Annotated in this window: 12 protein-coding genes; 6 read left to right on the forward strand and 6 right to left on the reverse strand. The window is 65.9% G+C overall.

Annotated elements, in window-relative coordinates; genetic code table 11:
* Nucleotides 1-6 precede the first annotated feature (6 nt).
* From argH to DES52_RS17045, 4 genes are all read right to left on the reverse strand, one after another.
* Complete coding sequence (argH, locus tag DES52_RS17030; protein ID WP_110888031.1) at nt 7-1,398, reverse strand: argininosuccinate lyase; 1,392 nt, start codon at nt 1,396-1,398, stop codon at nt 7-9.
* Nucleotides 1,399-1,424: 26 nt separating this feature from the next.
* Complete coding sequence (locus DES52_RS17035; RefSeq protein ID WP_110888032.1) at nt 1,425-1,895, reverse strand: GNAT family N-acetyltransferase; 471 nt, start codon at nt 1,893-1,895, stop codon at nt 1,425-1,427.
* The gene (locus DES52_RS17040) at nt 1,892-3,127 is read right to left on the reverse strand and encodes an argininosuccinate synthase (RefSeq protein ID WP_110888033.1); all 1,236 of its coding nucleotides are present in this window, start codon (nt 3,125-3,127) and stop codon (nt 1,892-1,894) included. The genes DES52_RS17035 and DES52_RS17040 overlap by 4 nt, the downstream gene beginning before the upstream one ends.
* A 217-nt stretch (nt 3,128-3,344) precedes the next feature.
* Nucleotides 3,345-3,830: a hypothetical protein gene (locus tag DES52_RS17045; RefSeq protein WP_146237340.1), complete on the reverse strand. Its 486-nt coding sequence runs from the start codon at nt 3,828-3,830 to the stop codon at nt 3,345-3,347.
* A 99-nt stretch (nt 3,831-3,929) separates the two neighbouring features.
* Here DES52_RS17045 and carB point away from each other — a divergent pair, with 99 nt between their 5' ends.
* Together carB and DES52_RS17055 are read left to right on the forward strand one after the other, a co-directional pair.
* Complete coding sequence (carB, locus tag DES52_RS17050; RefSeq protein WP_110888035.1) at nt 3,930-6,995, forward strand: carbamoyl-phosphate synthase large subunit; 3,066 nt, start codon at nt 3,930-3,932, stop codon at nt 6,993-6,995.
* Nucleotides 6,996-7,121: 126 nt separating this feature from the next.
* Nucleotides 7,122-8,105: a quinone oxidoreductase family protein gene (locus tag DES52_RS17055; RefSeq protein WP_110888036.1), complete on the forward strand. Its 984-nt coding sequence runs from the start codon at nt 7,122-7,124 to the stop codon at nt 8,103-8,105.
* A gap of 15 nt (nt 8,106-8,120) precedes the next feature.
* Here the strand turns inward: DES52_RS17055 and DES52_RS17060 are convergent, their stop codons facing one another.
* Nucleotides 8,121-8,624 (reverse strand): cytochrome c biogenesis protein CcdC, encoded by a 504-nt coding sequence (locus tag DES52_RS17060; RefSeq protein ID WP_146237341.1) that lies wholly within the window; start codon nt 8,622-8,624, stop codon nt 8,121-8,123.
* 60 nt (nt 8,625-8,684) lie between these two features.
* Nucleotides 8,685-9,659 (reverse strand): NADPH:quinone oxidoreductase family protein, encoded by a 975-nt coding sequence (locus DES52_RS17065; RefSeq protein ID WP_110888038.1) that lies wholly within the window; start codon nt 9,657-9,659, stop codon nt 8,685-8,687.
* 111 nt (nt 9,660-9,770) lie between these two features.
* On the opposite strand from DES52_RS17065, the gene DES52_RS17070 reads away from it, so the two are divergent.
* The 4 genes from DES52_RS17070 to DES52_RS17085 are packed head-to-tail and all read left to right on the forward strand — an operon-like array spanning nt 9,771 to nt 13,698.
* Nucleotides 9,771-10,691 (forward strand): ABC transporter substrate-binding protein, encoded by a 921-nt coding sequence (locus DES52_RS17070; protein ID WP_110888039.1) that lies wholly within the window; start codon nt 9,771-9,773, stop codon nt 10,689-10,691.
* Between the two features lie 14 nt (nt 10,692-10,705).
* On the forward strand, nt 10,706-12,016 hold the full coding sequence (locus tag DES52_RS17075; RefSeq protein ID WP_146237342.1) for an ABC transporter permease: 1,311 nt from the start codon (nt 10,706-10,708) through the stop codon (nt 12,014-12,016).
* 9 nt (nt 12,017-12,025) lie between these two features.
* Nucleotides 12,026-12,952 carry an ABC transporter ATP-binding protein gene (locus DES52_RS17080; RefSeq protein ID WP_110888040.1) on the forward strand — a complete coding sequence of 309 codons (927 nt, stop codon included), beginning with the start codon at nt 12,026-12,028 and terminating at the stop codon, nt 12,950-12,952.
* Nucleotides 12,949-13,698, forward strand: a complete 750-nt coding sequence (locus tag DES52_RS17085; RefSeq protein ID WP_110888041.1) for an ABC transporter permease — start codon at nt 12,949-12,951, stop codon at nt 13,696-13,698. Before DES52_RS17080 ends, DES52_RS17085 begins: the two co-directional genes overlap by 4 nt.
* Nucleotides 13,699-13,749 lie beyond the last annotated feature (51 nt).

Here is a 13,749-nt window from a genome sequence, read left to right on the forward strand (position 1 = left end):
TTCGGGTCAGAGCAGTTCAAGGCGGCGCTTGGCGCGCCCGAGCAGTTCGCGCACGGCGCTTGGCGCAGTGCCGCCGTACACGGTGCGAGAAGCCACGCTGGCTTGGACGGTGAGCTGATCGGGCGTGACGTTCGCGAGGTTCGGGTGGGCGCCCGCGAGTTCCTCGCTCGTGAGATCCCAAAGTTGGCGGCCTTCTCGCACGCACTTCCCGACGAGGGTGCCGACGACCTCGTGCGCTTCGCGAAAGGGCACGCCGGAGCGCGCGAGCAAGTCGGCGAGGTCGGTGGCGGTCGAGTAGCCGCGCTGAGCGGCGGCGAGCATTCGGTCGGCGTTCCACGTGGCGCGCGGCATCATCTCGGTGTGGAGGCGCAGAACGACGCGCAAGGTGTCGTACGCGTCGAAGACGGGTTCCTTGTCTTCTTGCAGGTCCTTGTTGTACGCGAGGGGTGTGCCCTTCACGACCGTCAGTAAGGCCACGAGGTCGCCGAAGACGCGGCCCGCCTTGCCGCGCGTGAGTTCGGACACGTCGGGGTTCTTCTTCTGCGGCATGATGCTCGACCCTGTCGTGAAGGCGTCGGGCAGCGTCAGGAAGCCGAATTCGAAGGTGGAGTACAGCACGAGCTCCTCGGAGAGGCGGCTGAGATGCGCCATGGCGATAGAGCACGCCGAGAGAAACTCCAGCGCGAAGTCGCGGCTACCGACCGAGTCGAGGGAGTTGCGCGTCGGACGCGAAAAGCCGAGCGCGCGCGCCGTTTGAAAGCGGTCGATCGGCCACGGCGTCCCGGCGAGGGCGCCTGCGCCGAGCGGGCACTCGTCCATGCGCTCGGCCGCGTCACGAAAGCGGCTTTCGTCGCGCTCGAGCATCTCGGCGTACGCGAGAAACCAGTGTGACAGGAGAATCGGCTGCGCCACCTGAAGGTGCGTGTAGCCGGGCAAGATCACCTCGGCGTCGAGGTACTGCTCGGCTTGAGCGATGAAGACGCCGCGAAGTTCGCGCAGCGAACTGGCGAGTTCGAGGGCGGCGTCGAAAACGAAGAGGCGGAAGTCGGTGGCCACTTGGTCGTTGCGGCTACGGGCGGTGTGGAGCTTGCCCGCGACCGAGCCGATGCGTTCGCGCAAGACCGCTTCGACGTTCATGTGGACGTCCTCGCGGTCGACGCGCCACTCGAAGTTCCCGGCGAGGACGTCTTCGAGGATGCCTTCGAGGCCTTGCTGAATCGCCTCGGCTTCGTCGACGGTGATGATGCCTTGCGCGGCGAGCATGCCGGCGTGCGCGATGGAGCCGCGAATGTCGTACGCGGCGAGGCGCTGGTCGAACGAGACGGAGGCGTTGAATTCCTCCACCAACTTGTCGGTTGCCTCGCTGAATCGCCCGCCCCACAACTTCGAGTTCGTCATGGCAGTATTGTGCGGCTTCGGTGAGGTCATGCGCTCGCCTCTCGTGGCACGAGGAGGCGCATCTCGTTCGTGGCTTCGAAGCCGAGGCGTTCGTACATCGCTCGCCCCGCGTCGGAAGCGTTGAGGGTGACGACGCGCACGCCGCGCGAACGGGCCTCGTCCACAATTCGCGTCATGAGCGTTCGGGCCACGCCGCGTCCGCGATGATGGGGCGCGACGTACACGTTCAGGACGTAGCCGCGCAAGGGCTGCGCGTCGAGCGGATGGGGCGGCCAGTCGAGGATCATGAGACCCGCTCCGCCGATGGCGACTCCGTCTTCCTCGGCGATGAAGCCGAGGTACGCGCCACGGGCGAGCGCGGCACGGACCCAAGGCACGAACGCGAGGGTCATGGGCGCGAGGGACGCCGCGTCACGTCCCATGTCCGAGAACATCCGCTCTCGGTGGGACGCGACGAGTTCGGCGTCCGAGGGAGCCGCGACACGAAGTCGCGTCAATCTCCCACCTCCACGGTTTCCTTGTCGCTCGCTTTGCTTTCGGCGCGGGCGCGCACACGCAAGCGAAGCGCGTTGAGCTTGATGAAGGCGGCCGCGTCGGCTTGGTTGTAGTCGCCGCCCGCCTCGAAGGTCACGAGATCCTTGTCGTAGAGGCTCTTGGGCGCCTTGCGTCCCACGACGATGGCGTTGCCTTTGTAGAGCTTGAGGCGCGCCGTTCCCGTGACACTCGCCGCGACGAAGTCGAAGTAGGCTTGCAGCGCTTCGCGTTCGGGCGCGTACCAAAAGCCGTTGTAGATGAGCTCGGCGTACTTCGGCCCGAGCGCGTCGCGTTGGTGCAGCACCTCTCGGTCGAGGGTGACGCTCTCGACGGCGCGGCGAGCGTGGTAGAGCAGGGTGCCGCCGGGCGTTTCGTACACGCCGCGCGACTTCATGCCGACGAAGCGGTTCTCGACGAGGTCGAGCCTTCCGACGCCGTGCTTCCCGGCGATCTTGTTGGCGGTGTCGAGCAGGTCGGCGGGGCTGTAGCGCACTCCGTTGATCGCGACGGGGTTGCCGCTTTCGAATTCGACTTCGACGTACTCGGGCGTGTTGGGCGCCTCGGTGGGATCGACGGTGAGCTTGAACATGTGCGCGGGCGGTTCGCACCACGGGTCTTCGAGGATGCCGCCTTCGTAGGAGATGTGCAGGAGGTTGGCGTCCGTGCTCCACGGATCCTTCTTCGTGGTGGGCACGGGAATGCCGTGCTCGCGCGCGAACTCCTCGAGGTCGGCGCGGCCTTGGAAGGTCCACTCGCGCCACGGCGCGACCGTCTTGATTTCGGGTTCGAGGGCGAGCGCGGTGAGCTCGAAGCGCACTTGGTCGTTGCCTTTGCCGGTCGCGCCGTGGCTGATCGCCTCGGCGCCTTCTTGCTTGGCGATTTCGACGAGGTGCTTGGCGATGAGGGGGCGCGCGATGCTGGTGCCGAGGAGGTAGTAGCCTTCGTAAACGGCGGCGGAGCGCATCATCGGAAAGACGAAGTCGGAGACGAACTCTTCGCGCAAGTCGAGCGCGTAGGCGTTGACGGCGCCCGTGTTCAGGGCCTTGACCCGCGCCTGTTCGACTTCGTCGCCTTGGCCGATGTCGGCCGTGAAGGCCACGACGTCGTAGCCGCGCTCGGTTTGGAGCCATTTGAGGATGATGGAGGTGTCGAGGCCGCCGCTGTACGCGAGCACGATCTTCTTGTTGTTCGTCATGGAGTTCGCTCCTTCACGGCAAGACTACTCCCGACGCGAAGCGCCGCCCCGAAGTCAAATGACTGGGGCGAGGCTTCAACGTCGGGAGGTCAGTGTCGGCATTTCGAGTAGCTATACGCGATTCGCGTATTTCTATGCAAGGCTATCAGATGCGGTCGGCAGGGTCAAGCGAACGGCCGGAAGCACGACGCGTGCTTCCGGCCGCCGTGAAGCGCGTTCAGTTCAAGCGGTAATTCACGCCGAGGCGCACCCCGAAGCCGAAGCCGAAGCCGAGCCCGCTGCTCGTCGAGCCGCCGCCGCTGGCCGACGCGAACGAGATTGTCGGCCCGACCGAACCTTCCACGAAGGGCGTGAAGGCGGTGCCAGTGTTGAAGTTGAGGCCCGCGAGGACGTTGGGAGACAAGCTGAGCCCGCCGACGCTGGCGCCCGAACCCGTCGCGAGCACGAAGCTGGCGCCGAGTCCGAAGCCGTAGTACGCGTCGAGCCCCGTATTGGCGGCGCCCGTCGGAATGAGGTAGGACACGTCGCCGCTCAACGCGAGACCGCCTCCGCTTCCGAAGAATCCCACGACCGGCAGGCCCACTCCGAAGCGCAAGCCGTTGTCCTGCTGGTACTGGGCGCCCACGAGGAAGAAGCCGACTTGATCGGCGGCGGCGGTCGAGGCGAACGTCAACGCCATGGCCAACAACGCAGTTCTCTTCATGAGAAAAAGTGAACCATACCCATCGGCCGATTGCAAATCATCGTTCGCAAATGTGCATAAACTTTCCAAGACCCCGGCGTGATATGCTCCTCACCTGGAATGCCGAAGCGCACTGACCTCCAGACCATCTTGATTCTCGGCAGCGGACCTATTCAGATCGGTCAGGCTGCCGAGTTCGACTACAGCGGCACGCAGGCCCTCAAGGCCCTCAAAAAGGAAGGCTACCGCGTCGTCCTCGTGAACTCGAATCCGGCGACGATCATGACCGACCCCGACCTCGCCGACGCGACGTACCTGGAGCCGCTCACCCCGGCGTTCGTGCGCAAAGTCATCGAGAAGGAGCGTCCCGACGCCCTGCTGCCGACCCTCGGCGGACAAACCGCCCTCAACCTCGCCATGGACCTCCACGAAGACGGCACCTTGCAGGAATTCGGCGTGGAACTCATCGGCGCGGGCGTGGAGGCCATCAAGAAGGGCGAGGACCGCGAGCTCTTCCAAGCGGCGATGAAGAAGATCGGCGTGGAAACCGCCAAGGGCAAGATGGTCCACTCCATGGAAGAAGCGCGCGAGTTTCAAAAGGAACTCGGCCTTCCGGTCGTGATTCGACCGTCGTTCACCCTCGGCGGCACCGGAGGCGGCATCGCCTTTTCGTACGAGGAATTCGAGACGATCACCGCGCAAGGCCTGCACGACTCGCCCGTGCACTCCGTCCTGCTCGAAGAAAGCATCCTCGGCTGGAAGGAGTACGAGTTGGAAGTGATGCGCGACACGGGCGACACCGTCGTCATCATCACGTCCATCGAGAACTTCGACCCGATGGGCGTCCACACCGGCGACTCGATCACCGTGGCGCCCGCGCAGACTCTCAGCGACGTCGAGTACCAGCGCCTGCGCGACTACTCCATGGCGATCATTCGTGAAATCGGCGTCGAAACGGGCGGAAGCAACATCCAATTCGCCGTGAATCCCGACGACGGCCGCGTCATCGTCATCGAGATGAATCCGCGCGTGTCTCGCTCGTCGGCCCTCGCGAGCAAGGCGACGGGCTTCCCGATCGCCAAGATCGCCGCCCTGCTCGCCGTCGGATACCGCCTCGAAGAGTTGCCCAACGACATCACGCGCGTCACGCCCGCCGCTTTCGAGCCGACGATCGACTACGTCGTCACGAAAATTCCGCGTTTCGCCTTCGAGAAGTTTCCCGGCACGCACGACGCCCTCGGCACGCAGATGAGAAGCGTCGGTGAAGTCATGGCGATCGGGCGGACGTTCAAGGAAAGCCTGCAAAAGGCCCTTCGCAGCATCGAGACGGACGTGCGCGGCGCGTTCAAGGAGATGAGCGACGAGGAACTGAGGCGTCTGCTCTACCCCAATCCGAAGCGCTTGGAAGCCGTGCTGGAACTCTTGCGGCGTGGCGAGGAGCTCGCCGCCCTGTTCGACGCGACGAAAATCGACACGTGGTTCTTGTCGCAGCTCAAGGAGATCACCGACGCCGAGCAGGAGATCGCCGAACTCGGCCCGATCGAAGCTTGGAAGTACGAGATCTGGCGTGAAGTGAAGCGCCTGGGCTTCAGCGACGCGCGCGTCGGCGAGCTTACGGGCAAGACCGAGCTTGACGTGCGCCAACTTCGCAAGGCGGCCAAAGCGACGCCCGTGTACAAGACCGTCGACACGTGCGCCGCCGAGTTCGAGGCGTACACTCCCTACCACTACTCCACGTACGAGTGGGAAGACGAGGTGCGCGCCACCGACAAGCCGAAAGTCGTCATCCTCGGCTCGGGACCCAACCGCATCGGGCAGGGCGTGGAATTCGACTACGCGACCGTTCACGCCGTGTGGGCGCTGCAAGAAGCGGGCTACGAGACGATCATGGTGAACTCCAATCCCGAGACGGTCTCCACGGACTACGACACCGCCGACCGCCTGTACTTCGAGCCCCTGACCTTCGAGGACGTCATGAACATCGTCGAGCACGAAAAGCCCGTCGGCGTGATCGTGCAGCTCGGCGGTCAGACGCCCCTCAAGCTCGCGCGGCGACTCGAAGAGGCGGGCGCGCCGATTATCGGAACGAGTCCGAGCGCCATCCACGAAGCCGAGGACCGCGCCTCGTTCAACGCTTTGTGCGAGCGACTCGGCATTCCCCAGCCGAACGGCAAGGTCGCGCGCGACGCCGACGAAGCGCTGAGGCTCGCGGGCGAGCTCGGCTTTCCCCTCATGGCGAGGCCGAGTTACGTCCTCGGCGGTCGCGCGATGCGCACGGTGCGCAGCATGAACGAGTTGCGCTCGTATCTGCGCGAAGTGTACGCCGCCGTCGAAGGGCAGCCGAGCATCCTCCTCGACCAGTTCCTCGAAGGAGCGCTCGAACTCGACGTCGACACTCTGTGCGACGGCACGACGGCGGTCGTCGCGGGCATCATGGAGCACGTCGAAGCGGCGGGCGTCCACTCGGGCGACTCCGCGTGCATCCTGCCGCCCGTCCACCTTTCCGAGGAGTTGCTGCAAACGGTGAAGGAGACGACGCGAAAGCTCGCGCTCGAACTCGGCGTGAAGGGCCTCATGAACGTCCAGTACGCGATCAAGGACGGCGTCGCGTACATCCTGGAGGCCAATCCGCGCGCCTCGCGCACCGTGCCGTTCGTATCGAAGGCCGTCGCGCACCCGCTCGCGAAGTACGCGGCGCGCATCGCCGTCGGCCAGACCCTTCAGGACATCGGCCTCACCGACACGCCCGTGCCGAACATGTACAGCGTGAAGGAAGTGCACTTGCCCTTCTTGAAGTTCAAGAACGTCTCGCCGATCCTCGGGCCGGAAATGAAGTCCACCGGGGAAAGCATGGGCATCGACCGCGATCCGTACCTCGCGTTCTACCGCGCCGAGCTCGGCGTGAAGACGATGTTGCCCCTCGAAGGCACGGCGCTCGTCCTCGGCGAGGGACTCGACGACGTGAAGGCGACTTTGGCGGACGCGGGCTTCCAAGTCGAGTCGAGCGGCACCGAGCTTCCGAGCCTGCTTATCGACACGACCGCTTCCCCCTTGCTGCGCCGCGCCCTCGAAAACGGCACCCCGTTCGTCACCACGAAGGAAGCGGCCACGTGGACCGTGAAGGCGATCGCCGCCGCGAAGCACGCGAACCTGGGCGTCACGAGCTTGCAAGAGTGGCAGTCTTGAGGACCCGCCCGCGCAGGTGGTGAATAAAAGACATTCTCATCGTATAAGTCGTTATCTTGTTGTTATCAGCGCCCGAGAGGGCGCTTTTTTGGTGACGCCGAGGGGCGCGGAGGGTATCCTTCGTTCATGAGGGCCATTCGAATCCACACGCCCGGCGACGCCTCGCACCTCTCGCTCGACGACATGGACGTGCCGACGCCGAAACCGGGAGAGGCGAGGATACGCGTGGCGTTTGCAGGGCTGAACTTCATCGACGTGTACCACCGCTCGGGCACGTACAAGCTGCCCCTTCCGGCCGTCATCGGAAGCGAAGGCGCCGGAGTGGTGGACGCGGTCGGCGACGGCGTGACGGAGGTGCGTCCGGGTCAGCGGGTCGCGTGGGCGACGAGCGTCGGAGCGTACGCGGAGTTCGCGGTCGTGCCCGCGTGGAAGCTCGCCCCGATTCCCGAAGGCGTGACGGACGAGATCGCGGCGGCCGTGATGCTGCAGGGCATGACCGCTCACTATCTGGCGCGCAGCACGTATCCCCTCAAGGAGGGCGACACGGCGCTCGTGCACGCGGCGGCGGGCGGAGTGGGGCAGTTGCTCGTGCAAATCGCCGCCAAGCTCGGCGCGAGCGTGATCGCCACGGTGGGAAGCGAGGAGAAAGCCGAGATCGCGCGAGGCCTGGGAGCGCGACACGTCATTCTCTACCGCGAGCAGGACTTCGTGGCGCAGACGAAGCGCGTCACGCAGGAAAGAGGCGTGGACGTCGTATACGACAGCGTCGGGCGCGACACCTTCTTGAAAGGCTTCGACGTGCTTCGCCCGCGCGGCCTGATGTGCCTGTACGGAGCGAGCAGCGGACCGGTCGAGCCGTTCGATCCGCAGTTGCTCAACGCGAAAGGCAGCGTGTTCGTCACGCGTCCCACCTTGGGTCACTACATCGCGACGCGCGAGGAGCTCATGGGCCGGGCGAGCGAGTTGTTCGAGTGGATTCAGCGCGGCGAACTGAAGGTGACGGTCGACCGAGTGTTCGGCCTCGCCGAGGCGCCCGAAGCGCACGGGTACATGGAGGCGCGCCGCACGAAGGGCAAGGTGCTCCTCGAAGTCGCGGCGCGAAACACGTAGGTCGGGGCGGGCGCGTCAAGCGAGGGCGGAGGAACCGCCCGTCTCGTTCAAGACGCGCCGGTACTTCAAGAAGCTCGCGATTCGCCACGTGACGATGTACGTGACGACCATCAAAAAGAACAAGGCGGTTTCCGTGAGGACGTCCATGTCGCTCAGCAACAGGCGCATGACGACGCGAAGCCCGACGAGGACACCGAAGGTGAGCAGCAGCATCTGAGCGGAACGCTGATAGATCTGCCCGTCGGCGCGGCGCTCGTAGTTCGTGTGGTAGACGAGCGGGACGGCGAATACGAGGCCGACGAGCACCGCGACCATCGGTTGCCAAAGAGGCGCGTCAATGCCGATGTGACCGTCGGGGTGCAGCATCACGAAGGGAATGCCCGTCATGATGCCGAAGGCGGGAATCAGCAAAGTCGTTCCGTTGCCCCTGAGAGGCTTGTGGATGTTTCTGGAGCGCCGCCACATGGCGAACAAAACCATCAGGAGGGGAACGTAGCCGATCCAGGCAGGCACGTGCATGAGTGAAAAATAGCGCTTGCGCTTGAGGGGAAACTGAAGATCAGCGCGCAATGCGACGCGTCAGGGCGTCACGACGACCTTGCCGACGACGCGGCGCTCCAGCAAGGCTCTCAGCGCCTCGGGCGTCTTGTCCAGCGGGTAACGCTCGCTGATGACGGGACGCACCTTGCCCTCGGCGATCCAAGAGGCGAGCCGCGTGATGTTGCGCGCGTTGCCGCCGGGATCGCGCCGCGCGAATTCACCCCAAAACACGCCGACGAGCGACGCGCCTTTGAGCAGGGGCAAGTTGAGGGGCAGCTTCGGAATGTCGCCGCCCGCGAATCCCACGACGAGGTAGCGCCCACCCCACGCGATGGAGCGGAAGGCGGGTTCGGCGTACGCGGCGCCGACGGGATCGTAGATGACGTCCGGGCCGAGGCCGTTCGTGAGGTCCTTGAGTCTCGCTCGCAAGTCTTCCTTGGAGTAATCGAGGACGTCGTCCGCGCCGTGCGCCTCGGCGACGGCGAGTTTCTCGGGCGTGCTGGCCGCCGCGATCACCCGCGCGCCCATCGCCTTGCCGATCATCACGGCGGCGAGCCCCACGCCGCCCGCCGCGCCGAGAACGAGCATCGTCTCGCCGGACTGAAGCTTCGCGCGGTCGCAAAGAGCGTGCATGGACGTTCCGTACGCGAGGCTGAGGCTCGCCGCGACCTCGAACGTCAAGGTGTCCGGAATTGGCAGGACGTTGGCGGCGGGCGCGAGAAGCTTCTCGGCGAAGGTGCCCGCGCCCGTGAAGGCCGCGACCCGTTGTCCGACCCGGACGTGCCGCACGTTCTCCCCGACCGCCGAGACGACCCCGGCCGCTTCCGCCCCGGGAACGAACGGCAAGGACGGCTTCACTTGATACTGCCCTTGCACCATCAGGGCGTCGGGGTAGTTCACGCCCGCCGCCTTCACGTCGATCACGACCTCGTCGGGACCGGGCGTGGGGTCGGGAAGGGCGCGCAGGGCGAGCGCGTCGATCGGGCCGAACGATTCGCACACAACGGCGTTCATGCGCGGAGCGTACCATGTCTCACGCCGCCATCCTCTCGGGACCGCCGGGGTGTACCATCGGATATCGACACAGGCTTTCATCCCACCTTTGAATCTCTAGGAGAGGAATTTATGAAACATGCCCTTCTGACCGTCCTGCTTCTCGGCTCGCTCGCCTCCGCGCAAGGCTCCAAAGGCCCTATCACCATCGGCTCCAAAATCGACACCGAGGGCGCCTTGCTGTGCCAAATCACGAAGCAACTTCTCGAAGCGAACGACTTCAAGGTGAACGACCGCTGCTCCACGGGTCCCACGGCGGTCGTGCGTCGCGCCCTGCTGCAAGGCGAGATCGACATGTACCCCGAGTACACGGGCACCGCGCTCTTTTTGCTCGGAGAGCAAGGCCAAAAGATCGATCCGAACGTGTCGAGAAGCGCCGCGCGCGCGTACAGCACCGCCAAACAACTCGACTTGAAGGTCAACCGCGTCGTGTGGCTCGGACGCGCTCCCGCCAACAACACCTGGGCGATCGCCGTCACGAAGTCCGTCGCCGACAAGAACAAGTTGCGCACGATGGCCGACCTCGCGAAGTACGTCAACGGTGGCGGCGTGATCAAGCTCGCCGCCTCGCAGGAATTCGTGGACCGTGACGACGCCCTCAAAGCCTTCGAGAAGACGTACGGCTTCGCCCTCAAGCCCGAGCAACTCGTGATCGTGCCGGGCGGCAACACCACGCAGACGCAGCAGGCGGCCGCTCAAGGCACGAGCGGCGTGAACGCGGCGATGGCGTACGGTACGGACGGCTCGATCGCCGCGCTCGGCCTCGTGTCTCTCTCCGATCCCAAGGGCGCGGTCGCCGTCTACGAGCCTGCCATCACGATGCGGCAGCAAGTCGCGCAGCGCTTCCCCGAAATCGCGCGAATCGTCAATCCCGTCTTCGCGCGCCTCACCGCGCCGACGCTGCAAACGCTCAACGGACGCATCGCCGTCGGTGGGGAGAGCCCCGCGAACGTCGCGCGCGACTTTCTGAAGCGGGGCGGCTTCGTGAAGTGACGCGGGCCGCAAGCGTGAACTTCATCGTCGCGCTCGGAGCGCTCGTCGGGCTTTTCGCGGTCTTCGCGCCTTGGCTGTCGTTTCGAGCGAACCGGCTCGTTCCGGGCGAAGGCGTGGCGTTCTGGGCGTTCGCGTCGCCCTTGAAGTGGATCGTGTTGGGAAGTTGGCTGCTCGCGCTGTGCTTCGCGTGGACGCCGAAGCGGACGAGGGCGTGGCCCACCGTGCTTCTGGCGGCGCTCGCGGCCCTCGCGGCGACCTTGCTGATCGGTGTCGAAGCCGCCCGGCTGATGAGCGAGTCGACTCCGTTCGCTCGGGTCTCGCCGTCGGCCGGAACGTGGCTGTCGCTGCTCGCCGTGTACGTGGTGAGCTTCGGCGCGGCGCGTGACGTCCGCTTCGGCGGCGTGCCGACATTGCTGGCGGTGATCGCGCCTCCCCTGCTCGGCGCGTGGCGCGACCTGGGGCCTATGCTGGAGCTTCGCAACGTCGCCGACACCTTCGGCCAGCAACTCGTGCAGCACGCGGCGCTCAGCGTCGTCGCGGTCCTGCTCGCCACGCTCGTCGGACTGCCGCTCGGAGTGGCCGCCGCCCGAAACCGCCGCTTGGAAGGCGCCGTTCTCGCCACGACGGGTTTTTTCCAAACGGTGCCGAGCCTCGCGCTGTTCGGAGTGCTGCTGCCGATTCTCGCGGTGCTGGGACGCGGCGTGAACGTCGGGACGTATCTTCTCGTGACGCTCGGCGCGGCGCTCGTCGGCTTCGCGCTCACGCGGATGAAAAGGGCGCGGGTTCTCGGCGCCTTCCTCGCCTCGCTCGGAAGCCTCGGCGCGGCCTTCTTGCTCGGAATCGGGGCGCTCAATGCCGTCGCGGGCCAAGGAGTGACGCTCGCGCTCGGCGCTCCGCTCGCAGACGCGGGACTGCGCGGCATCGGCTCGGCGCCCGCGCTCGTCGCCCTCACGCTGTACGCGCTGCTGCCGATCGTCACGAACACCTTCGTGGGCTTGCGTTCCGTTCCCGAGGGTGTGCGGGACGCCGCGCGAGGAATGGGCATGACGCCTCGCCAAGTTTTGATGCGCGCCGAGGTGCCGCTCGCCTGGCCGTTCATTCTCGACGGGTTGCGCGGCAGCCTCGTCTTGACGTTCGGCCTCACGACGATCGCGGCCTTGATTGGAGCGGGCGGACTGGGCTTCTTCATCTTGCGCGGCGTGGAAAGCGGCACGTCCGACCTCGTGCTGCTCGGCGCCGTGCCGATCGTCGTCCTCGCCCTCGCCCTCGACGCGGCCTTGAAGTTCATCGCGCGCCTCGCCACGCCCAAAGGCCTGAGGACGTAGGAGGAGAACTTGATCGAGCTTCGCAACGTTACCAAACGCTACGGGACGAGCCCGCCCGTTCTGGAGAACATCGATTTGCACGTCGCCCAAGGCGAGCTCGTGATTCTGATCGGGCCGAGCGGTTGCGGAAAGAGTACGCTGCTGCGCCTCGTGAACCGCCTGATCGAGCCGACGTCGGGCACCATCCTGATCGGTGGGCAGGACACGGCGAGCGTCGATCCCGTGGAATTGCGGCGCGGCATCGGCTACGTCATTCAAAGCATCGGTTTGTTTCCGCACCTCACGATCTTCGAGAACGTGGAGGTCGTGCCGAGCATCACGGGCGTCTCGAAGGCGAAGCGGCGCGAAGGTGCGCGCGAACTGCTGAGTCGAGTCGGCTTGGAGCCCGACACCTTCGGAGGACGCTATCCGCGTGAACTTTCCGGCGGGCAGCAGCAGCGCGTCGGAATCGCGCGGGCGCTCGCCGCCGATCCCGCCGTGCTCTTGATGGACGAGCCGTTCAGCGCCGTCGATCCCCTCACGCGCGACGCGCTGCAAGAGCAGTTCTTGCACCTCAAGCGCACGATCGGCAAGACGATCGTGTTCGTCACGCACGACATCGACGAGGCCGTGAAGCTCGGCGACCGTGTGTGCGTGCTCGGCGAGGGGCGCGTGCAGCAGTACGACACTCCGCAGGTCTTGCTGCACCGACCCGCCAATTCGTTCGTGGCGAGCTTCGTCGGAGAGGACCGCGAGCTCAAGCGGCTCTCGAAGTTGACGGCGCGCGACGTGATGCGCTCGACGAGCGGCTCCTTCGAGCGAACCGTGCCCGCGACGCTCGCCGCGCACCTCGCTCTCAGCAAGTTGCTCGGCGCGGACGGCGAACTCGGCGTGACCGACGAGCACGGTCGGGTCATCGGCTCGTTGCAGCTCACCGACTTCGGACAGCGCGCATGAGCCGCGCCGCGTCGACGCCGTGGTTGATCGCGTCGTGGGCGCTGACTTGGGCCCTCTTCGCTTGGCAGGACTTTTGGCGAACCGCGCTGCACGCTCTCTTTCACGACGTCACGACGCCCGTGTTCGAGCGCGCGACGCTCCTCACGCTCGTTTGGCAGCACCTCGGCCTCTCGCTCGGCGCCTTCGGGCTCGTGGTGCTGATCGGCCTGCCGCTCGCCATCCTCGTGACGCGCGGCGCCGGGCGAGCCTTCTTGCCGCTCGCGTCCAACGTCGTCGCCGTCGGCCAGACGTTTCCGCCGACCGCCGTGCTGTTCCTCGCGCTTCCCATCTTCGGCTTCGGTCCGACGGCGGCCGTGCTCGCGTTGTTCCTCTACGGGTTGCTGCCGGTCGTGCGGGGGACGCTGACCGGCTTGGAAAGCGTGTCGGACAGTGCGCGCGACGCCGCTCGGGGCATGGGCATGAACGGCTTGCAACTCCTGACGAGGCTCGACTTGCCCCTCGCCTTGCCCGCCATGCTCGCCGGACTTCGCGCGTCGCTCGTCTTGCTGATCTCGACCGCGACCATCGCGCCTCTCGTCGGGACAGGGGGTCTGGGCGTGCCGATCATCGCCGGCCTCAGCGTCGGGAACCTCGCGCTCGTCTTGCAAGGCGCGGTTCCCGTGGCGCTTCTCGCCATCCTCACAGACTGGACGGTTCGGGCAGTGGAACGACGCGTCACGCCTTGGCAGCTTTCCGAAGCGCAATGAAACACCCCGCTTCCACGAAGGAAGCGGGGGCTCGGCGCGAGGCGTCGCGGT

It is taken from the genome of Deinococcus yavapaiensis KR-236 (assembly GCF_003217515.1).
GTDB lineage: Bacteria > Deinococcota > Deinococci > Deinococcales > Deinococcaceae > Deinococcus_A > Deinococcus_A yavapaiensis.

Coding starts and splice junctions, on each gene's coding strand:
- DES52_RS17070 (WP_110888039.1), top strand. CDS start 9,771: ATGAAACATGCCCTTCTGACCGTCCTGCTTCTCGGCTCGCTCGCCTCC.
- DES52_RS17065 (WP_110888038.1), bottom strand. CDS start 9,659: ATGAACGCCGTTGTGTGCGAATCGTTCGGCCCGATCGACGCGCTCGCC.
- argH (WP_110888031.1), bottom strand. CDS start 1,398: ATGACGAACTCGAAGTTGTGGGGCGGGCGATTCAGCGAGGCAACCGAC.
- DES52_RS17045 (WP_146237340.1), bottom strand. CDS start 3,830: ATGAAGAGAACTGCGTTGTTGGCCATGGCGTTGACGTTCGCCTCGACC.
- DES52_RS17060 (WP_146237341.1), bottom strand. CDS start 8,624: ATGCACGTGCCTGCCTGGATCGGCTACGTTCCCCTCCTGATGGTTTTG.
- carB (WP_110888035.1), top strand. CDS start 3,930: ATGCCGAAGCGCACTGACCTCCAGACCATCTTGATTCTCGGCAGCGGA.
- DES52_RS17040 (WP_110888033.1), bottom strand. CDS start 3,127: ATGACGAACAACAAGAAGATCGTGCTCGCGTACAGCGGCGGCCTCGAC.
- DES52_RS17085 (WP_110888041.1), top strand. CDS start 12,949: ATGAGCCGCGCCGCGTCGACGCCGTGGTTGATCGCGTCGTGGGCGCTG.
- DES52_RS17055 (WP_110888036.1), top strand. CDS start 7,122: ATGAGGGCCATTCGAATCCACACGCCCGGCGACGCCTCGCACCTCTCG.